Below are 20,282 nucleotides of genomic sequence, written 5' to 3' on the forward strand. Positions count from 1 at the left end.
CCTGGCCGAGAGTTTTGCCCGGCAGGAAGGCTGGGTGGTGGCGGATGAGCGGGTACGCTGGAAGGACTGGGTGAAGCAGCAGGGGCTGGTGGAAAACAAGCCGGTGAAGGCATCGCACCTGCAGCGCTTTGGCGACAAGGCGCGGGCACTGCTGGAGCGGGCTCGTACTAGCCTGAACAAGTGATAGCGGGGCTGCTCTGCAGCCCCAGCTGTATCAGTTCTTGCGAATTTTCTCGACAATCGCCGTGGTCGAGCTGTTCTCGACCAGCCCCAGCACCTTCACCGTGCCGCCATAGGCCTTGACGATATCGGCACCCACCACCTGGTCGATGCCGTAGTCGCCACCCTTGACCAGCACATCCGGCTTGACCTGGCTCAGCAGGTTTTCCGGGGTGCCTTCCGGGAAGCTGATCACCCAGTCCACCGCGCCCAAGCCGGCCAGTACGGCCATGCGCCGGTCGACACTGTTGATTGGCCGGCCCGGCCCTTTCAGGCGGCTGACCGAAGCATCGTCGTTGACCGCGACGATCAGGCGATCGCCTTGGGCCCGTGCCTGTTCCAGGTAGGTGACATGCCCGGCATGCAGGATGTCGAAGCAGCCGTTGGTGAAGACGATCTTCTCTTTGTGTGCCCGCGCGTCATCGATGGCCAGCAGCAGTTGCTCCAGGCCCAGCACACCGCGCTCGGAGCCTTCCTCACGCTGGATGGCGCGGCGCAGTTCAGGGGCGCTGATGGCCGCCGTACCCAGCTTGCCGACCACGATGCCTGCCGCCAGGTTGGCCAGGGCCACAGCATGGGGCAGGTCCTCGCCAGCGGCAATGGCTGCGGCGAGGGTGGAGATGACGGTATCACCGGCACCGGTCACGTCGAACACTTCACGTGCCCGCGCCGGCAGGTGCAGCGCCGGCTGGCCCACGCGCAGCAGGGTCATGCCGTGCTCGCCACGGGTTACCAGCAAGGCGCCGAGGTCCAGGTCCTGCAGCAGTTGCAAACCCTTGGCAACCAGGTCGGCCTCATCGGTGCAACGGCCAACGATGGTCTCGAACTCGCTGAGGTTCGGGGTGATTAGGCTGGCACCACGGTAAATGGAAAAATCCTTGCCCTTGGGGTCGGCCAGCACCGGAATGCCTTTGGCCCGCGCCGCCTGGATCAGGCTTTGGTGATTCTTCAGCGCGCCCTTGCCGTAGTCGGACAGAACCAGCACCTTGACGCCCTCGAGCAGGCTGTCGACCTCGGTGGCCAGCGACAATGGGTCGGTGGCGAACGGCTCTTCGAAATCGATACGCAGCAGTTGCTGGTGACGGCTCATGACCCGCAGCTTGACGATGGTCGGCTGATGCGCGATGCGCTGGAACACCGAACGCACACCGGCAGCCTGCAGGCTGTTGGCCAGGCTGTCGGCAGCTTCGTCCTGGCCGGTGACGCCGATCAGCGAAGCCGGCGCGCCCAGCGCGGCAATGTTCAAGGCAACGTTGGCCGCGCCGCCGGGGCGATCCTCGATTTGATCGACCTTGACCACCGGGACTGGCGCTTCAGGCGAAATACGCGAAGTACCGCCATGCCAGTAGCGGTCGAGCATGACATCGCCGACCACCAGTACCGGGGCTTGATCGAAACGCGGCATGGACAACTTCATGGGCAACCCATATGGAAATAATGAACAGGGGCAGGATATTAGCACAGGGTAGTCGACGGCTTTATGGCCAGATCGTACCCAGAAAATTCCCGTGACAATCGGGGCCATGACGGCCCCGATCAAGGAGGGTTCAGGTGATATCGGCCTTGGCCGGCTCATCCAGGCCCATGGCATGCAAGCGGGCATAATGGCCATTGGCCGCAAGCAGCTCGGCATGCGTGCCACGCTCGACCAGGCGGCCCTGGTCCATGACCAGGATCTGGTCGGCCTTCTCGATCGTCGACAGGCGGTGAGCGATCACCAGCGTGGTACGGCCTTGCATCACGTGATCCAGGGCAGCCTGGATATGCCGCTCGGACTCTGTATCCAACGCAGAAGTAGCCTCGTCGAGGATCAGCAGCGGCGCGTTTTTCAGCAGCGCCCGTGCAATTGCCAGGCGCTGGCGCTGGCCACCGGACAGCAGTACACCGTTCTCTCCCACTTCGGTATCGAAGCCCTTCGGCAGCCGGTCGACGAACTCCTTGGCGTAGGCATCGGCTGCGGCGGCTTCGATGTCTGCGCGTGGGGCACCGGCCAAGTCACCGTAGGCGATGTTGTTGGCCACGGTGTCGTTGAACAGGGTGACGTGCTGGGTTACCTGCGAAACATGGCGACGCAGGTTGCGCAGGCGATAGTTTTCGATTTCCACGCCATCGAGCAGAATCTGCCCCTGGTCGTGGTGATAGAAGCGTGGGATAAGCGCCGCCAAGGTCGACTTGCCACTGCCGGAACGGCCGACCAGGGCGATCATCTGCCCAGGTTCGGCGACAAAACTGATGTCGCTCAGCACTTCACGCTCGGTACCCGGGTAGGTGAAGCTCAGGTTGCGCACTTCCAGGCGCCCTTCCACACGCTCCTTCTCGACAGTACCGGTGTCCAGCTCAGGCTCTTCGTCCAACTGCTCGAAGATGCTCTCGGCACCTGCCAGGCCCTTCTGGATGGTCGAGCTGACTTCCGACAGCTGGCGAATCGGCTTGGGCAGCAGGCCAGCAGCAGTGATATAGGCTACCAGGTCACCGGCGGTGGACTCGCCCCGCAGGAACAGCACCAGGAACATCAGCGCGGCCATGGCGCTGTAGATCACCAGTTGCAGCATCGGCGTGTACAGCGAGCCGGTCTTGGTCATGCGCAGTTGCTTGTCGGTGTTGCTCTGGCTGGCTTTGCCGAAACGCTGCTCCTCGTAGGCCTCGCCGCCGAAGCTGCGGACCACGCGGTAGCCCTGGATGGTTTCCGACGCCACGTGGGTAACGTCGCCCATTGCCACCTGGATCTTCTTGCTCTGCTTGCGGAATTTCTTGCTGGCGATGCTGACCATGACCGCGATCACCGGCAGGATGGCGACCATCACCAGGGTCAGGTGCCAGTTCATCCACAGCAGGTAGGCAAACAGGAACACCACGGTCAGGCCTTCGCGGATCACCACCTTGATGGCATCGGTGGCCGCGCCGGTGACCATGGTCACGTTGAAGGTGATGCGCGAAATCAGGTGACCGGAGTTGTGGTTGTCGAAGTAGCGGTTAGGCAGCACCAGCAGCTTGTTGAACAACTCCACACGCAGGTCGTGCACCAGGCACAGGGACACCTTGGCCAGGAAGTAGTTGCCGAGGAACGAGCCCAGGCCCTGCCAGGCGGCGATCAGGATGATCAGCAGCGGCACCGCCTGCAGCAATTGCAGGTCACGCAGGTAGGGCACGTTGGGGAACAACACCGCTTCGGGGTTGCTCAGGCCATCGACGAAATACTTGAGAATGCCGGCCAGCATCGGCTGGGTCGAGGCAAAGATCACGAAACCGACAATGCTCAGCAGGAAAATGCCGACATAGGGTTTCACATAGCTCAGCAGCCGGAAGTAGATCTTCAGGCTGGAGGTGTGCTCCGCCGGTCGCGGGGTTTCGGCCATTATCGAGCTCGCTGTTCAGGTTGAACCGGAAATTTTACCACAGGCGTCATTTTCGGCACGCCCCCATGGCAGCATCATGGCAAGGCCCACCGGCAGCCAGCTGATGAACCATTCGGCACGCGGCGTACCAGTGAGGCTGGCAGCATCGAACTGCATGGCCAGGGTCGAATACACCCAGAACCCCAGCAGGACCTTGCCGAACAGGGTGCCGCGCGCGCGCACGATTTCACCCAGCGTGAACAGCCATACCATGGTCCACAGCAGCATACCGGGCAGCCCCATCTCGACCGCGATGTGGGTGAACATGTTGTGGGTATGGTCAAAATGCTTGCCAACCGCACTCACCTCGTAGGCCGAGCCCAGGCCCAGGCCAGTCCAGGGATGCGCGGCAATCATGTCCACCACAGCATGGAAGATTTCCGGCCGGTACGACGAGCCACGCTTGGCGATCAGATCGTACACCAAGTAGAAAGCAAGGCCCGTGGCAATGACTGCGAGGATGGAAAACACTCGGCTGTGGCGGTCGCGGAACCACAGCGGCGCCATCACCACGGTGATCACCAGCGCCAGAAGCGCCCCACGGCTCTGGCTGAGCATGGCGAAGGCCCCCAGGCAAGCCAGTGCCGCCAGCCACAACAGCTGCAAGCCTCGTTGCCGAGGTGGCTCGTAGAGCAGGAAGAGCACGGCCGAGCCAATGACATAGGCGCCCAGGATGGGGTGGGATATCTCACCGATACCCGCCAGCCTCATCAGCAAAGGCATGCGCTGCAACCCATAGAACTTGATGATCGAGACCAGTGCCGCAATGGCCAGTAGCGCGCTGCCAAGCAGCAACAGCTGGCGAATACGGCCCAGGCCAAGCTGGGCGAGCAACGGGAAAGCCAACAGGAACACCAGGATGTAGAGCAGCCGTTTGATCTCCCGCCCGTCATCTTCCGCAGATGACCACACCAGGCTCAGCCCGCTCCAGGCCAACAGCAGCAGCACGCTCCCCCACAGCGCCGGCTGGCGCTTCCAGGCCTGCACCAGCACGTCACGCGCCGACCAGGCCAAGACCAGCGTCGGCAGCCACAGGAACAACACCAGCCCCTGCTGATAAACCTTGTTGCTCGGTGCCAGGGCAATCGCCGCCAGGAACCAGACCAGACCCAAACCTAACCAGGCCCGTGCCCAGCTTTTTTGATACAACATCCTTTCCCCCGATGAATCAAAGACACCATCCATGGTGCTACAGCATTATTTTCGGCATTATTGCCGGTCATTTTGCTCGCCAGACGACAAGGCTCTATTCATGCAATGCTCCCGGCTCACCCAGGTCGACTTCGATCAGCTGACACAAGGCGCACAGGTGCTTGAGGCAGACAGCCATGGTGCCAAAGTCTACCTGCTCGCGAATGGAAATTTCCTTAAGGTTTTTCGTAGGAAGCGACTGATTTCATCTGCGCTTTTGCGCCCTTACTCCCAGCGCTTTGTCGATAACGCCGCGCAGCTGGCGCAACTGGGCATCCCCACCCTCGAGGTGATCAGCCAGCACAAGCTCGACCTGCCTGGCCGCACCGCCGTGCTGTATCGCCCGCTGCCCGGGCGCACGCTGCTGCAGATGTCGCGCGATGAAGGCTTCAGCTGGGACGTTTACCTGCCACGCCTGATCGAACTGATTCGCCAGCTGCACCGCAGCGGTGTGTACTTTCGCTCGCTGCACCTGGGCAACGTGGTGGTCACCCCCGACCAGCGCCTGGGCCTGATCGACATGGCCGATATGCGTTTCCTGCGCCCGCCGCTGTCGGCACGCATGATTCGGCGCAATGTGCAGCATATGGTGCGCTATATCGAGCGGGAGAACCTGGGCGACCGGTTCCCCCTCGCCGCCTTCGAGGCAGCCCTGCTGGCGCGCTGAGCGTCAGCTGCGCAACAGGCTCTGCGAGCCGTTGCAGAACGCCTGCCAGGCCTGCTCCGGCGCCAACGCCTGGCGCTGCTGCGCGGCAACCGCCGAAGCGCTCAACGCCGAACAACGCTCGATCGCCTCGGCCCAGGCGCTCTCGTCGGCAATGGGCAGGTAGCCCCCGGTGTCGCGCAACTGCTCGCGGAACACTTGCAGGTCGCTGCACACCACCGGCACATCGGCCATCACGGCCTCTTGCACTACCAGCCCCAGCCCTTCGGAACGCGAAGGCACCAATAGCCAGTCGAAGGCCCGATACAACTGCTGCAGGTCTTCGCGGTGGCCACATAGATGAACCCGCCCAGCCAGGCCCAGCGCGTCGATACGTGCCTGGAGCGCGGCGTGCTGCGGCCCCTCGCCAATGATCGCCAGTTGCAGGCTCGGTTGCCGAGCACAGGCTTTGGCGAATGCCTCGATCAGCATTTCAAAGCCCTTGCTCTCTACCAAACGCCCTACCGCACCCAACATCACCCCGCCGGCCTGAGGCAATCGCAGCGCCTGCCTGGCCTGGTCCCGGCTCAGCAACGGCTCGACGAACGCCAGTGGGTCGAGCGCCATGCGTAGCGTCTGCACCGGCCTGCCCAGATCGCGTTCCAGCGACTCGGCCAAGGTCTGCGACACCGCTGCGATACTCAGGCGCTCGGCCGGGAGCCTGCGCAACAGGCGAATATCGCTGGCGTGCAGACGCGTCTTGCCATGGAACAGCACCTTGGCGCGCACCTCGGGAATGTTCTGCAGCAACGGCAGCACCAGCCGCGCGACGCCAATACCGTCGAGCAGCACGATTTCTGCCCTGGCTTCGGCCAGCGCCTTGCGCAAGCGCATGCGCAGCCACGGGCGAAGCAAGCGCCACAAGTGCCGCCCTTTGAGCGCACGTGACGGCATGTGCCACTCCCGGGTAGAACCGAGCCCACAGCAGAGCCCGCTGCCCAGCAGCAGCCAGTTACTGATCCGGGCATCGGCACCCGCGTTCGACAACACCTGCCGATGCACCTTGTGGATGGACATGTACGGCGTTCCACCCGCCCACATCATATTGACGATGTTCATGGGCCCTCTCCCGCTCATGTCAGGTGGGACAGCGACTTCATTGAACAAAAATGGTGATACCCATGCCGATCAAGGCACCCGTCACCAGCGTCAATGCCAGCTTTATCCGATCACGTTGACGACGCTTGGCCTTACGCTCCACTTCAATGGGCAAGGTCACGTGATTACCGAATCCTGTGTGCAAGACTGCATCACCCTCCAAGGTGACCGCTGTCAGATTTAACTCAGCGTAGCGTCGGGAAAGCGCCTTCTCTCCAGCATAGGCGGCAAATGGCGCGCAGCGCTGGTAATCGCTCAAGCGACGCAGGCCAGGATTGAGCGAGAATGCCTGCCATTCGGCTTTTTCGGAAAGCAGCGGATAACACGGCACGCCGGCGATTACCTGGCGATCACCCAGGTGGATGTACGGGCTGTGGATAGCCAGGTCGTGGGCATGGCTGCGCAGCCACACCTGCAACAGGTTGGGGCTGACCTCCAGAATGGCCCGCGAGTCTTCGACGAAGCCTTGGCGGTAGAAATGCCAGTCGTCTTCGCAGTGAAAGATGTACGGCGTCTTGACGTGGCTGTAAGCCAGGTCGATAGACGGCAATTGGCCAAGCTTGGGCCGATTGACGAACACCTTGCAGTACGGCTTCCAGTGCTCCGGCACAGCGGCATGCACGGCATCGTCACCGGAATCTTCGGTGATGAATACCTCGCGAATGGGCGCGGTGTTGTAGCGATCGAAACTCTCAAGGGTGTCTTTGAGCAGATCGAACCGCCCACAACTGGTCACGACGAGCGTGACGTCACTCTCATTTGAAAAGCGCACCGGACTCCCTCCGCATTGCGACTGTCGGCTTTCAACAACCCGCTCCTGGGCGTGAAAGCTCTTATTTAGATGCCCAGCTTCAGGCGCAGCCGCTGCCATGCAGACAATGGCGGGTGGGGCCTGAGCGCCGGGCGCATTTGGTCGACGATGCTACGTCCAACTGCGCCGAAACTGAAACGGGAAACCGCCAAATGGCGACCATTTTCTGCAATCTGCCGGGCCAGATCAGGGTCCGCGCGCAAGCGGCGGAGCTTTTCCTGAAGGGTCGGGATGTTGTCATAGAACACCACGTTGTGCATGTCCTGCAGGCCCAATGCGCGGTTTTCTTCCTCGCCCTGGTCGTACGCCAGCAACACACAGCCACAGGCCATGGCTTCGAAGTTCTTGATCATGTATTCGCCCATACCGACGTCGGCACTGACGAAAAAACGGATACGGTTGAGCGTGTTGCAGTAGTCCTCACCCGACTTGGTGCGGGTTACCAGCAGGTTCTCGACCTGCCCCAACTCGTCCAGCAGCGCCTTGCGACCGCTGTAGGCCACGCTGTTGACACTGCCGACGAAGGCCAGTTCGATATCGCGCTCACGCCCCTGGTCCGTCAGCAACTGCTCGTCGTAGCCCTTGGGCACGAACACCGCGTCAAAACCCTCCTGGCGCAGGCGTTCGCTGACCATGTAGCCAGAGCTGATCACCCGGGCCCATGGCAGTTGCCGGTAATGGGCGCTGAACTTGCCGGTGTACTTGCACGGGATGTAGTTCTGGTAGGCGTCGTGCTCAAGGATGACCAGGTTCGGCACGGTACGGATGAAGGCCACCTGGCGTATCTCCTGCTTGAAGCGCAGGAAGAACACGATGCGGTCATAGCGTTCAACCTGCACTTCACGCTTGAAATAGCGACGCAGGTTGCGTTGGTCTTCGCTGGTCAGCCAGCGCAGGTCGCATTCGCAGTTGGCCGCGACGCCGTCGTACAGGCGGTCGAGAATCGCCCGCTGTTCCTTCTGTACCAGAAATAGGACTTTCATTGCTTTCCTTGGGCGCTCTGCGCCATCGCGGTCAACCATGGGGCGTGCTTACAGTTCGCGTCGCCAGAACAGTTCGTGTCGGCGCACGGCCTTGCGGAAGAACTCGTTCTCTCCATAAGGCGACGGCCGACGCGCGGCCAGCCAGCGTTGCAACCAGCGGCGCAGGCGGCGCTTGAACGGCGCGGGCGGCTGCAGGTCGTGCATCATGCCCAGGGCCATGGCCTTGTCGTGCTGGGTAGCCCGGTCCAGGACCAGGCTGCAAGGTGCCCAGGCCTGCGCAGCGCTCAACTGCGGAGGCAGGGCCACGCCATCGCCGCTGTCGCCCATAGGCCAGCGGTCGTTGTCATGCAGGTGGTTGGCATAGCACAGCAGGGTTTGTGGCTGCCAGGCCAGGCCTTGCAGGGCTTCCAGCACTGCCGCCTGAGCGCAGATGTGGTCGGGATGCGGGTCGAGTTGCGGGTGCGGCATCACCAACACCTCTGGCCTTGCCAGTTCCAGCAAGGCACGCAGGTCGGCCAGCAGGTTGTGCCAGGTTGGCGCGCCATCGCGGTCGCCTGGCAATGGGAACGGGTTGAACTGGCGGAACAGGCGAATATCGGCGAGTTCGGCGTCACGAGAGACGGCCGGCTGATCGGGCGCGGCCTGCATGGCAGGCAGTTGCAGGCAGAAGTAACCCAGTTGCACGCAACGCGACTCCGGCACACCGGCCCAACGCGGCACGGCGATGCTGTCCCAGGCACGCAGGCGGCCCTTCAGACGCGCGGCCTCAGCTTTTGCCAGGCCCATCTGTTGATAATGCTCGGCCTCGATCTCACCGGCGGTCAGGGTCACCACCCAGGTTTCGTCGGCCTGACTGTACAGGCCATACGCGGCCAGCTCGGCGTCGTCGGCATGTGGCGCGATTACCATCACCCGACGCCGCTGCAGCTCGACCGCCGGGGTTATCCACAGCCGAGCCTGGCCCAGCAGCCGGCAATGCCGACCGCGCAGGCGCAACGTGCCGGCTTGCAGCGGCGCAGCCAGGCCAGTCAGGTTGAGGAACCGCACGCCATCGACACCACGCTCGAACGTTTGCCGATCGGACTGATCGGCAGCGGTCAGCTCGACCCGAGGGTCGAGAAACCGCCCCAGCCAGCTGCTTTTTACGTGCAGCTCAAGCACCAGGGTTTCGTCGCCCTGCAGCGCGCACTCGGCCTTGAGCAGACCGTCCTGCAGGCTGGCTGGTACCGGTTGCGCCTGGTCGCCAAAGTCGTAGGCATAGTCCTCACCTGGCGCATAGAACAGGTGGTCGGCAAACCAGGCTTCATGGGCAGCCCAGAGCAGCGGCAACAGCAGCAGTGGCAGCCACCACCAGCTGATAACACCGAGGGCGACAAGCGCGACTAGGCCCACCAGCAGGCCCAGGCGCTTGTTGCGCCGGTGGCGCTTGAGCAACTGCTGCTTGCGGCTCACGCCTGATACACCGGCACGGGGTTGCACCAACGGTCCTTGTACTCGCGGTCGGCACGGCCGAACGAGAACCGCAGTGGCTTGTTGCGCGCGCGGGCATCTTCCCAAGCGGCCTGGGTATTGAGGAAGCTCAGCACACTGCCGGGGCTGAAGGCCTTGGTTTCAGGGTCGACGCCGCCATTGATGTATTCGACGCTGATCCACTCTGGCGCTTCGACGCGGTACACCAACTGGATGGCAATCGGCTTGCCGTCCAGCAGCAGCACCGAGCCGATCAGCAGCTCGCGCAGGCGCTCCAGCACATCGGCCATGCGCTCGGCGCCTGTGGCTGGAAAGCCCCAGCGGCGCAGGAACAGGTCGCAGTACATGCTGGCGATGTCCTGGGCAGCGAAGTCACTGATCGGGCGTACCACGCCGCCCGCCTCTTCCAGCAGGCGCAGTTCGCGGCGCTGGTTGTAGCGGAACTTCTTCGACAGATCTTCGGGCGCCCGGGCCATCGCCAACTGCTCCTTCTGCGCCTTCAGGCCGCTGAAGCGCCCTTGGTTCAGCTCGGACAGGTAACGCACGGTATGACGCAACGGCGCCGCGGCATCGACCGCCGCCGGCAGGATGATTTCGGCATTGCCAAGGTCGAACAGGGCTTTCTTGCCGGCACGCTTGAGCACGTCCTTGGCCAGCGCCAGGTGGTGCCCCCAGGTGGGAATGGCGGCCTTGAGCTCACCGGCCTGATACCAACCCAGGTATCGCACCGGGATCTGCGCCAGATCAGCCAGTTGCTCGACCACCAGCGGATGGGTGGCGACACTGCCACCAAAGCGCGCCCATGCCTCGGCATAGGCCTTGGCGTCGACAGTTTGCCAACCGCGTTCGCGGAAGGCCTGGATACGATTGAGCATCAGGCCTGCCCCACCAGCGCACGCACCTGCGGCAGCTGCCAGAAGGCCTCGCGCACTGCCTGGTCGGAGAAACGCTCACGCAGGCGCTGCAGCATGTGCTCGGCACAAGCCTGGCGCTGCTCGGCGTCCAGCGTGGCCATGTGCTTCAGGCCTTGAGCCAGCTGGGCAGCATCGCCCAACGGGAACAGCACGCCAACACCCTCGACGACTTCGCGGGCACCGCCACAGGCCGTGGCCAGCACCGGCACGCCGGCGACCATGGCTTCGAGCAGGACCATGCCGAACGGCTCATGGTCGGAGCTCAGGGCGAACACATCGAAGGCCTGGAAGTAACGCCGCGCATCCGGCACCTGACCCAGGAAGTCCACCTGCCCGGCAATACCGAGCTCGGCAGCCAAGGCCTTGAGTTCGTCCGCCAGGCGGCCCTTGCCGAGGATAGCCAAGCGAGCACCCGCCGGCAGCCCCGGCAGCGCTTGGGCAAAGCCACGCAACAAAGTGGCCTGGTCCTTGTCCGGGTGCAAGCGCCCGACGTTGCCGACGATCCACGCCTGCGCATCCAGGCCCAGGGCCTGGCGCGCCTCGGCATGCGGCACCAGGGCCATTTGCAGGGCGTCGATGTCGATGCGGTTGTACAGGGTCTGGATGCGTTCGGCCGGCCACTGTGGCAGGCACCGACGCATGTCGTCACGCACCGCGTCCGACACACCCAGCAGGCTCAGGCGCTTGCTGAACAGGTTGGCGAACAGCCGGCGGCCCTTGCGCTCATAGTCACCAAAGGCATGGTGCACGCCAATCACCGGCAGGCCGGTACCCAGCAGGGCGACGTAGATGGGCTTGAAGCGGTGGGCGATGCAGAAGGCGAAGTTGCGCTCGGCCGCGATCCGCCGCAACGCGCGGATCGCCCCGAGCTTCAAACCGCGCACGGCCTTGGAGCTGAACTCCAGGAACAACACCTCGTCCGACGCACAGCCGGCCGCTACCTGCGGGTCGGCTGCCCCGGTGAGGAACACCGTGGTGACCTGGTAGCCACGCCCCTGGAACAGGCTGGCGTACTGACGGGCGCAGTCGAGGAAAGGCCCGTCATAACCATGGCAGAACTGCAGGATGCGCGGTTCAGAGCGGCTGGTCATAGGCGGCGGCGCCGTCCTTCACGACCAGGATGTCTTCCATGATCAGGTACTGCAGGTCCGAGCCGAAGAACATGTTCAGGGCATCGGTCGGTGAGCAGATCATCGGTTCGCCACGGCGGTTCAGCGAGGTGTTCAGCGACACGCCGTTGCCGGTCAGGTCTTCCAGCGCCTTCATCATGTCGTAGTAGCGCGGGTTGTACTCGCGCTTGAGCACCTGGGCACGCGAAGTGCCGTCCTCGTGCACCACTTCCGGTACGCGCGTCTTCCACTCCTCAGCCACTTCGAAGGTGAAGGTCATGAATGGCGCCGGGTGGTCGACCTTGATCATCTGCGGGGCAACGGTGTCGAGCATCGACGGGCAGAAAGGTCTCCAGCGTTCACGGAACTTGATCTGGTGGTTGATGCGGTCGGCCACGCCTTCGACGCTCGGGCAGCCAATGATCGAACGGCCACCCAGGGCACGCGGACCGAACTCCATGCGGCCTTGGAACCAGGCCACCGGATTGCCATCCACCATGATCTTGGCGATCTGCTGGGGCATGTTCTCAAGCTTGCGCCACTTCGGCTGGTTCGGATGACGGGCGCAGGCGGCAATCACGTCCTCGTTGGAGTACGAAGGGCCGAGGTAGACGTGTTCCATCTTCTCGACCGGTACGCCACGGGCGTGGGAAACGTAGGCTGCGGCGCCAACGGCAGTGCCGGCGTCGCCGGAGGCCGGCTGGACGAACAGTTCCTTCACGTCCGGGCGGGCGATGATCTTCTGGTTGAGCTTGACGTTCAGCGCGCAGCCGCCGGCGAAGGCCAGCTTGCCGGTTTCACGCAGGGTGTCGCCCAGGTAGTGGTCGATCATCTGCAGCGCCAGCTTCTCGAACAGCGCCTGCATGCTGGCCGCGTAGTGGATGTACGGCTCGTCGGCGATGTCGCCTTCGCGCTTGGGGCCCAGCCATTCGATCAGTTTCGGCGAGAAGTAGAAACCCTTGCCCTTCTCTTTATAGCGGCGCAGGCCGATGACGTTGGCGTACTCGGTGTTGATCACCAGCTCGCCGTTTTCGAAGCTGGCCAGGCGCGAGAAATCGTACTTGCTGGCGTCGCCGTAAGGCGCCATGCCCATGACCTTGAACTCGCCATCGAGCATCTCGAAGCCGAGGAACTCGGTGATCGCGCCGTACAGGCCGCCCAACGAGTCCGGGTCGAAGAATTCCTTGATCTTGTGGATCTTGCCGTTTTCGCCGTAGCCAAAGAAGGTGGTGGCGTACTCGCCTTTACCGTCAATGCCGAGAATCGCGGTTTTTTCCTTGAAGCCCGAGCAGTGGTACGCACTGGAAGCGTGGGCCAGGTGGTGCTCGACCGGCTCGATCTTGACCTTTTTCGGGTCGAAGCCCAGTTGCTCCAGGCACCAGACGATCTTCTTGCGGTAGCGCTTGTAGCGACGGTTGCCCATCAGGATGGCGTCGAGGGCGCGATCCGGGGCGTACCAGTAGCGCTTGGCATAGTGCCAGCGCGCCTTGCCGAACAGGCTGATCGGGGCGAACGGGATGGCTACCACGTCGACGTCGGACGGCTTGATGCCTGCCTGTTCCAGGCAGAACTTCGCCGACTCGTAGGGCATGCGGTTCTTCGCATGCTTGTCACGCACGAAGCGCTCTTCTTCGGCGGCGGCAATCAGCTTGCCGTCAATGTACAGGGCCGCGGAAGGGTCATGGCTAAGGGCGCCGGACAGGCCAAGAATCGTCAATGCCAAGGGATTAGCCTCTTCATTCGGTAAAAATGCGCCAGCTGCCTCTTGGGCGGGTGGCGGCTAAAGGGCGGAATTATAACGCAAACATGTGCGCAACGCGGCAACCTGTATTATTCGGCGATCAGCCAATCCATGCGGTAGCTACCGTCCGTCTGCGCCAGCTCTTTGGCCAGCCAAGGCAACAACTCCTTGAGCTCTTCTTCCAGGCCCCACGGCGGGTTGGCGATGGCCAGGCCCGAACCATTAAGGCCCTGCGGGCTGTCCTGGTGGTGCACGTATAGCTCGACCCGCAGCAATTTCGGCGCGCCGGTGCTGGTCAGGTCCTGGTAATAGCGGGTCAGCGAGCGCTGGTCCTTGATCGGGTACCAGATGGCCACAACCGTCTGACGCATGCGGCCAATCGCCTCTTTCATGGCATTGGTGCAGCGCTTGAGCTCATCGGCCTGTTCGAACGGCGGGTCGATCAGCATGATCGCGCGCTTTTCCTGCACAGGCAGCAAGGCACGCGGCACATGCCAGCCTTCGCCCAGATGCACGACCACGCGCGGGTCTTTCTTCATGTTCTCTTTGAGCAGCGGGCCGTCTTCGGGGTGCTTCTCGTTGAGCAGGGCACGGTCCTGCTGGCGCATCAGGCGGCGGGCCAGTTCGGGCGAACCTGGGTAGTAGCGCAGCTCGCCGTCGGCGTTCAGGCGCTTGATGACGCGCAGGTAGTCGTCGGCCATGGCCGGCAGGTCATCGCGGCTCCACAGACGAGCGACGCCTTCCAGGTACTCGCCGGTGCGAGTTGCCTGGTCGCCTTGCAGGTCGTACAGGCCAAGGCCTGCGTGGGTATCGATGTAGGCGAACGGCTGCTCCTTGCGCGACATCAGGGCGATGAGGCGGGTCAGCACGATGTGTTTGAGGACGTCGGCGTGGTTGCCGGCGTGGAAGGCGTGACGATAGTTCATGGCAACTCCTGCGGGGAGGGCAAGTTTACCTTGCCTTGCAGGCGGAGTCAGGCCTGGCTGCTGATTGGAGGCGCCCGCTGAGCAGGCGCCGCCAATTCAACGGCTGTTACTTGTCAGCGTGGTACGCCGCATCGGCAGTCTCGAAGCGCTGCACCATCGCCTTCGAAGGGCTGCCCATCTTGCTCACCAGCACGATGGCGATGCTCGCCAGCAGGAAGCCTGGGATGATTTCGTACAGGCCCCAGGTATCGATCTGCTTCCACACGATCACGGTCACTGCGCCGACCACGATACCGGCCAGTGCGCCGTTGCGGGTCATGCCTTTCCACAGTACCGAAATCAGCACCACCGGGCCGAATGCAGCGCCGAAGCCGGCCCAGGCGTAGGCCACCAGGCCCAGCACGCGGTTTTCCGGGTTGGCAGCCATGGCAATGGCGATCAGGGCTACGGCCAGCACCATCAGACGGCCGACCCACACCAGCTCGAGCTGCGAAGCGTTCTTGCGCAGGAACGACTTGTAGAAGTCTTCGGTCAGGGCACTGGAGCACACCAGCAGTTGGCAGCTCAGGGTGCTCATCACCGCCGCCAGAATGGCCGACAGCAATACACCGGCGATCCATGGATTGAACAGGATCTTCGCCAGCTCGATGAACACGCGCTCGTGGTTTTCGGTCACCGGGCCCGCCAGATCAGGGTTGGCCGAGAAGTAGGCGATACCGAAGAAGCCCACGGCACAGGTACCGGCCAGGCACAGAATCATCCAGGTCATGGAGATGCGACGGGCTTTGGCAATCGATTTCACCGAATCGGCGGCCATGAAACGCGCCAGGATGTGCGGCTGACCGAAATAGCCCAGGCCCCAACCCATCAGCGAGATGATGCCAATGAAGGTAGCGCCCTTGAACATGTCGAAGTTGGCCGGGTTGACCGCCTCGATGGCAGCGAAGGTGGTGTCGAAGCCACCCGTGGAGATCAGCACGATCACCGGGGTCAGGATCAGCGCGAAGATCATCAGCGAAGCCTGCACGGTGTCGGTCCAGCTTACCGCCAGGAAGCCACCCACGAAGGTGTAGGCGATGGTCGCCGCGGCGCCGGCCCACAGGGCTGTCTCGTACGACATGCCGAAGGTGCTTTCGAACAGACGGGCACCGGCAACGATGCCGGAAGCGCAGTAGATGGTGAAGAACACCAGGATGACGATCGCCGAAATGATCCGCAGCAGGCCGCTTTGGTCTTCGAAACGGCTGGAGAAGTAGTCCGGCAGGGTCAGTGCGTCACCGTTGTGTTCGGTCTGCACACGCAGACGGCCGGCCACGAACAGCCAGTTCAGGTAGGCACCAACGGTCAGGCCGATGGCGATCCAGGCCTCGGACAGACCCGAGAAGTAGATGGCGCCCGGCAGGCCCATCAGCAGCCAGCCGCTCATGTCGGATGCGCCGGCAGACAGCGCGGTAACCACGCTACCCAGGCTGCGACCGCCCAGAATGTAATCGGAAAGGTTGTTGGTGGCGCGATAGGCGGCGAAGCCGATCAGCACCATTGCCGCGATGTAGACCACGAAAGTGATCGTTAGTGGATTGCCCATGCGTGTGCCCTGGCGTTTGTTTTTATCTCATACACAACCGCAGCCATGGCGGTTGCACCCAGGCGGCGAATCCTATGCAACAACGCAAAGCAGGTGCAACCATTTTTCATTTGCAAGTTGCACCTTGCCGAGCATTTTTCGTAACAGCAGCCTTTTTGCTCCTTTTTGGAGCAAAAAGCCGGTTTTTCAGAATAAAACGCACCGAAAACACCCCTTTTCAAGGTGTGGAAATGCCTGTCGGACGAGTTGCACCTTCTTCAGAAAAAATTCGGGTTGCACCTGGTTGCACCCGAATTGTCCTACAGCTACTCTTGGCGCCAGCTTAGGCCACAGCCGTGGCAATAACGAGGATAAGAAATGGCGACGACCACCCTTGGGGTCAAACTCGACGACCCGACCCGTGAGCGACTCAAAGCAGCTGCGCAGTCCATTGACCGCACGCCGCACTGGTTGATCAAGCAAGCGATCTTCAACTATCTGGAGAAGCTCGAGGGTGGTGCCACCCTGACCGAACTCAACGGTCATGTCAGCAACCTGGCCGATGATGCCGGTGAAGTCCAGGCCGACCACAGCCACCAGTGCTTCCTCGAATTCGCCGAGAGCATCCTGCCGCAGTCGGTACTGCGCTCGGCGATCACTGCCGCCTACCGCCGCCCCGAGCAGGAAGTGGTGCCGATGCTGCTGGAGCAGGCACGCCTGAGCGCGCCATTGGCCGAAGCCACCAACAAGCTGGCAGCCGGCATCGCCGAAAAACTGCGCAACCAGAAGAGCGCTGGCGGCCGTGCCGGCATCGTCCAGGGCCTGTTGCAGGAGTTCTCGCTGTCGTCCCAGGAAGGCGTGGCACTGATGTGCCTGGCCGAAGCGCTGCTGCGCATCCCTGACAAGGGCACCCGCGACGCGCTGATCCGCGACAAGATCAGCACCGGCAACTGGCAGCCGCACCTGGGCAACAGCCCGTCGCTGTTCGTCAACGCCGCTACCTGGGGCCTGCTGCTGACCGGCAAGCTGGTCAGCACCCATAACGAATCCGGCCTCACCTCCTCGCTCACCCGCATCATCGGCAAGAGCGGCGAGCCGATGATCCGCAAGGGCGTCGACATGGCCATGCGCCTGATGGGCGAGCAGTTCGTCACCGGTGAAACCATCGCCGAAGCCCTGGCCAACGCCAGCCGCTTCGAGGCCAAGGGTTTCCGCTATTCCTACGACATGCTCGGCGAAGCCGCGCTGACCGAACACGACGCGCAGAAGTACCTGGCGTCCTACGAGCAGGCCATCCACTCGATCGGCAAGGCCTCCCATGGCCGCGGCATCTATGAAGGCCCAGGTATCTCGATCAAGCTGTCGGCACTGCACCCACGCTACAGCCGTGCCCAGTACGAGCGCGTGATGGAAGAGCTGTACCCGCGCCTGCTGTCGCTGACCCTGCTGGCCAAGCAGTACGACATCGGCCTGAACATCGACGCCGAAGAGGCCGACCGCCTGGAGCTGTCGCTCGACCTGCTCGAGCGCCTGTGCTTCGAACCTTCGCTGGCGGGCTGGAACGGCATCGGATTCGTCATCCAGGCCTACCAGAAGCGCTGCCCGTACGTGATCGACTACGTCATCGACCTGGCCAAGCGCAGCCGCCACCGCCTGATGATCCGCCTGGTTAAAGGCGCCTACTGGGACAGCGAGATCAAGCGTGCCCAGGTCGAAGGCCTGGAAGGCTACCCGGTGTACACCCGCAAGGTGTACACCGACGTGTCCTACGTTGCCTGCGCCCGCAAGCTGCTGGCCGTACCAGAAGCCATCTACCCGCAGTTCGCCACCCACAACGCCCACACCCTGTCGGCCATCTACCACATCGCCGGGCAGAACTATTACCCGGGGCAGTACGAGTTCCAGTGCCTGCACGGCATGGGTGAGCCGCTGTATGAACAAGTGGTCGGCAAGATTGCCGATGGCAAGCTGAACCGCCCGTGCCGCGTCTATGCGCCGGTCGGCACCCACGAAACACTGCTGGCCTACCTGGTGCGCCGCCTGCTGGAAAACGGCGCCAACACCTCGTTCGTCAACCGCATCGCCGACCACTCCATCTCCATCCAGGAACTGGTCGCCGACCCGGTCGCCAGCATCGAGCGCATGGGCACCCAGGAAGGCAGCATCGGCCTGCCGCACCCACGCATCCCGCTGCCGCGCGACTTGTATGGCAACGAGCGGGCCAACTCGGCCGGCATCGACATGGCCAACGAACACCGCCTGGCGTCGCTGTCCTGCGCCATGCTGGCCACCGCTCACAACGACTGGAAAGCCGCCCCGCTGCTGGCCTGCGCCGCCAGCGATAGCGCTGCCGTGCCGGTGCTGAACCCGGCCGACCTTCGCGATGTGGTGGGCCATGTGCAGGAGGCCACCGTCGCCGATGTCGACAACGCCATCCAGTGTGCACTGAACGCCGCACCGATCTGGCAGGCCACCCCACCCGCCGAACGTGCCGCCATTCTGGAGCGCACCGCCGACCTGATGGAGGCCGAGATCCAACCGCTGATGGGCCTGCTCATCCGCGAGGCCGGCAAAACCTTCGCCAACGCCATCGCAGAGGTGCGTGAAGCCGTGGACTTCCTGCGCTACTACGCGGTGCAGGCACGCAACGACTTCAGCAACGACGCCCACCGCCCGCTGGGCCCGGTGGTGTGCATCAGCCCATGGAACTTCCCGCTGGCGATCTTCACCGGCCAGGTGGCCGCAGCCCTGGCTGCCGGCAACCCGGTACTGGCCAAGCCCGCCGAGCAAACCCCGCTGATCGCCGCCCAGGCCGTGCGCCTGCTGCTGGAAGCCGGCATCCCCGAGGGCGTGCTGCAGTTGCTGCCAGGCCGCGGTGAAACCGTCGGTGCTGGCCTGGTCGGTGACGAGCGCGTCAAAGGCGTGATGTTCACCGGCTCCACCGAAGTCGCCCGCCTGCTGCAGCGCAACGTCGCCGGTCGCCTGGACAACCAGGGCCGCCCGATCCCGCTGATCGCCGAAACCGGTGGCCAGAACGCGATGATCGTCGACTCCTCGGCACTGACCGAGCAGGTGGTGATCGACGTGGTTTCCTCGGCCTTCGACAGCGCTGGCCAGCGTTGCTCGGCCCTGCGCGTACTGTGCCTGCAGGAAGACTCCGCCGACCGCGTGATCGAAATGCTCAAGGGCGCCATGGCCGAAAGCCGCCTGGGCTGCCCGGACCGCCTGGCCGTGGACATTGGCCCGGTGATCGACGCCGAAGCCAAGGCCGGCATCGAGAAGCACATCCAGGGCATGCGTGAAAAAGGCCGCTCGGTCTATCAGGTTGCCATTGCCGATGCAGCCGAGATCAAGCGCGGCACCTTCGTCATGCCAACCCTGATCGAGCTGGACAGCTTCGACGAGCTCAAGCGTGAAATCTTCGGCCCGGTACTGCACGTGGTGCGCTACAACCGCCGCAACCTGGACCAGCTGATCGAGCAGATCAACAACTCTGGCTATGGCCTGACCCTCGGCGTGCACACCCGCATCGACGAGACCATCGCCAAGGTGGTGGAAACCGCCAATGCCGGCAACATGTACGTAAACCGCAATATTGTCGGTGCGGTGGTGGGCGTGCAGCCGTTCGGCGGTGAAGGCCTATCCGGCACCGGCCCGAAAGCAGGCGGCCCGCTGTACCTATACCGCCTGCTGTCGACCCGCCCGGCCGACGCGATTGGCCGCCACTTCCAGCAGCAGGACGGCGAAGGCAAGCCAGACCGCACCCTGCAAGAACAGCTGATCAAGCCGCTGCATGGTCTGAAGGCCTGGGCCGAGAGCAACCAGCTGGCTGACCTGGCTGCGCTGTGCGACCAGTTCGCCAGCCAGTCGCAAAGCGGTATCGCCCGCCTGCTGCCAGGCCCGACCGGCGAGCGCAACAGCTACACCATCCTGCCGCGCGAGCACGTGCTGTGCCTGGCGGACAACGAAGCCGACCTGCTGGCGCAACTGGCTGCGGTACTGGCCGTTGGCAGCTCGGCGGTGTGGGCTGACAGCGAACCGGGCAAGGCCCTGCGTGCCCGCCTGCCGCGTGAGCTGCAGGCCAAGGTCAAGCTGGTGGCGGACTGGAACAAGGATGACGTGGCGTTCGACGCCGTGATCCACCATGGCGACTCGGAC

Annotated in this window: 15 protein-coding genes and 1 pseudogene; 4 read left to right on the forward strand and 12 right to left on the reverse strand. The window is 63.3% G+C overall.

The features are described 5' to 3' along the window. Positions 1–184, forward strand: a pseudogene (locus APH42_RS24315) (metal ABC transporter ATPase); the annotation flags it as partial. Between the two features lie 30 nt (positions 185–214). On the opposite strand, the gene hldE reads toward APH42_RS24315, so the two are convergent. The 3 genes from hldE to APH42_RS24330 form a co-directional block, all read right to left on the reverse strand. Next, positions 215–1,636: a bifunctional D-glycero-beta-D-manno-heptose-7-phosphate kinase/D-glycero-beta-D-manno-heptose 1-phosphate adenylyltransferase HldE gene (gene hldE, locus APH42_RS24320; protein ID WP_012274494.1), complete on the reverse strand. Its 1,422-nt coding sequence runs from the start codon at positions 1,634–1,636 to the stop codon at positions 215–217. Positions 1,637–1,766: 130 nt separating this feature from the next. Next, positions 1,767–3,575, reverse strand: a complete 1,809-nt coding sequence (gene msbA / locus APH42_RS24325) for a lipid A export permease/ATP-binding protein MsbA (protein WP_012274495.1) — start codon at positions 3,573–3,575, stop codon at positions 1,767–1,769. Between the two features lie 15 nt (positions 3,576–3,590). Then, positions 3,591–4,766: an O-antigen ligase gene (locus tag APH42_RS24330; protein ID WP_012274496.1), complete on the reverse strand. Its 1,176-nt coding sequence runs from the start codon at positions 4,764–4,766 to the stop codon at positions 3,591–3,593. A gap of 100 nt (positions 4,767–4,866) precedes the next feature. Between APH42_RS24330 and APH42_RS24335 the strand changes: the two genes are divergently transcribed. Next, positions 4,867–5,472, forward strand: a complete 606-nt coding sequence (locus APH42_RS24335; RefSeq protein WP_060494397.1) for a hypothetical protein — start codon at positions 4,867–4,869, stop codon at positions 5,470–5,472. 3 nt (positions 5,473–5,475) lie between these two features. Here APH42_RS24335 and APH42_RS24340 read toward each other — a convergent pair whose 3' ends face one another. The 9 genes from APH42_RS24340 to putP form a co-directional block, all read right to left on the reverse strand. After that, a complete protein-coding gene (locus APH42_RS24340) occupies positions 5,476–6,567 on the reverse strand; it encodes a glycosyltransferase (protein WP_060494398.1) in 1,092 nt (363 codons plus the stop codon). A 37-nt stretch (positions 6,568–6,604) separates the two neighbouring features. Next, the gene (locus tag APH42_RS24345) at positions 6,605–7,378 is read right to left on the reverse strand and encodes a glycosyltransferase family 2 protein (protein ID WP_012274499.1); all 774 of its coding nucleotides are present in this window, start codon (positions 7,376–7,378) and stop codon (positions 6,605–6,607) included. A 65-nt stretch (positions 7,379–7,443) separates the two neighbouring features. Then, the gene (locus APH42_RS24350; RefSeq protein ID WP_012274500.1) at positions 7,444–8,400 is read right to left on the reverse strand and encodes a glycosyltransferase; all 957 of its coding nucleotides are present in this window, start codon (positions 8,398–8,400) and stop codon (positions 7,444–7,446) included. 48 nt (positions 8,401–8,448) lie between these two features. Next, entirely contained in the window at positions 8,449–9,852 is a 1,404-nt protein-coding gene (locus tag APH42_RS24355; protein WP_012274501.1) for a PIG-L deacetylase family protein, read from the reverse strand. Beyond that, positions 9,849–10,745, reverse strand: a complete 897-nt coding sequence (locus APH42_RS24360; RefSeq protein ID WP_012274502.1) for an antimicrobial resistance protein Mig-14 — start codon at positions 10,743–10,745, stop codon at positions 9,849–9,851. Before APH42_RS24360 ends, APH42_RS24355 begins: the two co-directional genes overlap by 4 nt. Continuing rightward, the gene (locus APH42_RS24365; RefSeq protein ID WP_012274503.1) at positions 10,745–11,875 is read right to left on the reverse strand and encodes a glycosyltransferase; all 1,131 of its coding nucleotides are present in this window, start codon (positions 11,873–11,875) and stop codon (positions 10,745–10,747) included. Before APH42_RS24365 ends, APH42_RS24360 begins: the two co-directional genes overlap by 1 nt. Next, entirely contained in the window at positions 11,859–13,616 is a 1,758-nt protein-coding gene (locus APH42_RS24370) for a carbamoyltransferase (protein ID WP_012274504.1), read from the reverse strand. The genes APH42_RS24365 and APH42_RS24370 overlap by 17 nt, the downstream gene beginning before the upstream one ends. 107 nt (positions 13,617–13,723) lie before the next feature. Continuing rightward, positions 13,724–14,560, reverse strand: coding sequence for a 23S rRNA (adenine(2030)-N(6))-methyltransferase RlmJ (locus tag APH42_RS24375; RefSeq protein WP_060494399.1), 837 nt, complete (start codon positions 14,558–14,560; stop codon positions 13,724–13,726). A gap of 106 nt (positions 14,561–14,666) precedes the next feature. After that, on the reverse strand, positions 14,667–16,145 hold the full coding sequence (gene putP / locus APH42_RS24380; RefSeq protein ID WP_060494400.1) for a sodium/proline symporter PutP: 1,479 nt from the start codon (positions 16,143–16,145) through the stop codon (positions 14,667–14,669). A gap of 74 nt (positions 16,146–16,219) precedes the next feature. Between putP and APH42_RS29965 the strand changes: the two genes are divergently transcribed. Next, on the forward strand, positions 16,220–16,471 hold the full coding sequence (locus APH42_RS29965; protein ID WP_156352877.1) for a hypothetical protein: 252 nt from the start codon (positions 16,220–16,222) through the stop codon (positions 16,469–16,471). 31 nt (positions 16,472–16,502) lie between these two features. After that, positions 16,503–20,282, forward strand: a 3,780-nt coding sequence (gene putA, locus APH42_RS24385; protein ID WP_060494401.1) for a trifunctional transcriptional regulator/proline dehydrogenase/L-glutamate gamma-semialdehyde dehydrogenase, incomplete at its 3' end; no start/stop codon positions are given.

It is taken from the genome of Pseudomonas sp. NBRC 111140 (assembly GCF_001320885.1).
GTDB classification, from domain to species: domain Bacteria; phylum Pseudomonadota; class Gammaproteobacteria; order Pseudomonadales; family Pseudomonadaceae; genus Aquipseudomonas; species Aquipseudomonas putida_P.

What these genes read in the sequence shown, in the direction of transcription:
- APH42_RS24375 (WP_060494399.1), bottom strand. Translation starts at nt 14,560, where the DNA reads ATGAACTATCGTCACGCCTTCCACGCCGGCAACCACGCCGACGTCCTC.
- APH42_RS24335 (WP_060494397.1), top strand. Translation starts at nt 4,867, where the DNA reads ATGCAATGCTCCCGGCTCACCCAGGTCGACTTCGATCAGCTGACACAA.
- APH42_RS24350 (WP_012274500.1), bottom strand. Translation starts at nt 8,400, where the DNA reads ATGAAAGTCCTATTTCTGGTACAGAAGGAACAGCGGGCGATTCTCGAC.
- APH42_RS24360 (WP_012274502.1), bottom strand. Translation starts at nt 10,745, where the DNA reads ATGCTCAATCGTATCCAGGCCTTCCGCGAACGCGGTTGGCAAACTGTC.
- hldE (WP_012274494.1), bottom strand. Translation starts at nt 1,636, where the DNA reads ATGAAGTTGTCCATGCCGCGTTTCGATCAAGCCCCGGTACTGGTGGTC.
- msbA (WP_012274495.1), bottom strand. Translation starts at nt 3,575, where the DNA reads ATGGCCGAAACCCCGCGACCGGCGGAGCACACCTCCAGCCTGAAGATC.
- APH42_RS24365 (WP_012274503.1), bottom strand. Translation starts at nt 11,875, where the DNA reads ATGACCAGCCGCTCTGAACCGCGCATCCTGCAGTTCTGCCATGGTTAT.
- putP (WP_060494400.1), bottom strand. Translation starts at nt 16,145, where the DNA reads ATGGGCAATCCACTAACGATCACTTTCGTGGTCTACATCGCGGCAATG.
- APH42_RS29965 (WP_156352877.1), top strand. Translation starts at nt 16,220, where the DNA reads ATGCAACAACGCAAAGCAGGTGCAACCATTTTTCATTTGCAAGTTGCA.
- APH42_RS24330 (WP_012274496.1), bottom strand. Translation starts at nt 4,766, where the DNA reads ATGTTGTATCAAAAAAGCTGGGCACGGGCCTGGTTAGGTTTGGGTCTG.
- APH42_RS24340 (WP_060494398.1), bottom strand. Translation starts at nt 6,567, where the DNA reads ATGAACATCGTCAATATGATGTGGGCGGGTGGAACGCCGTACATGTCC.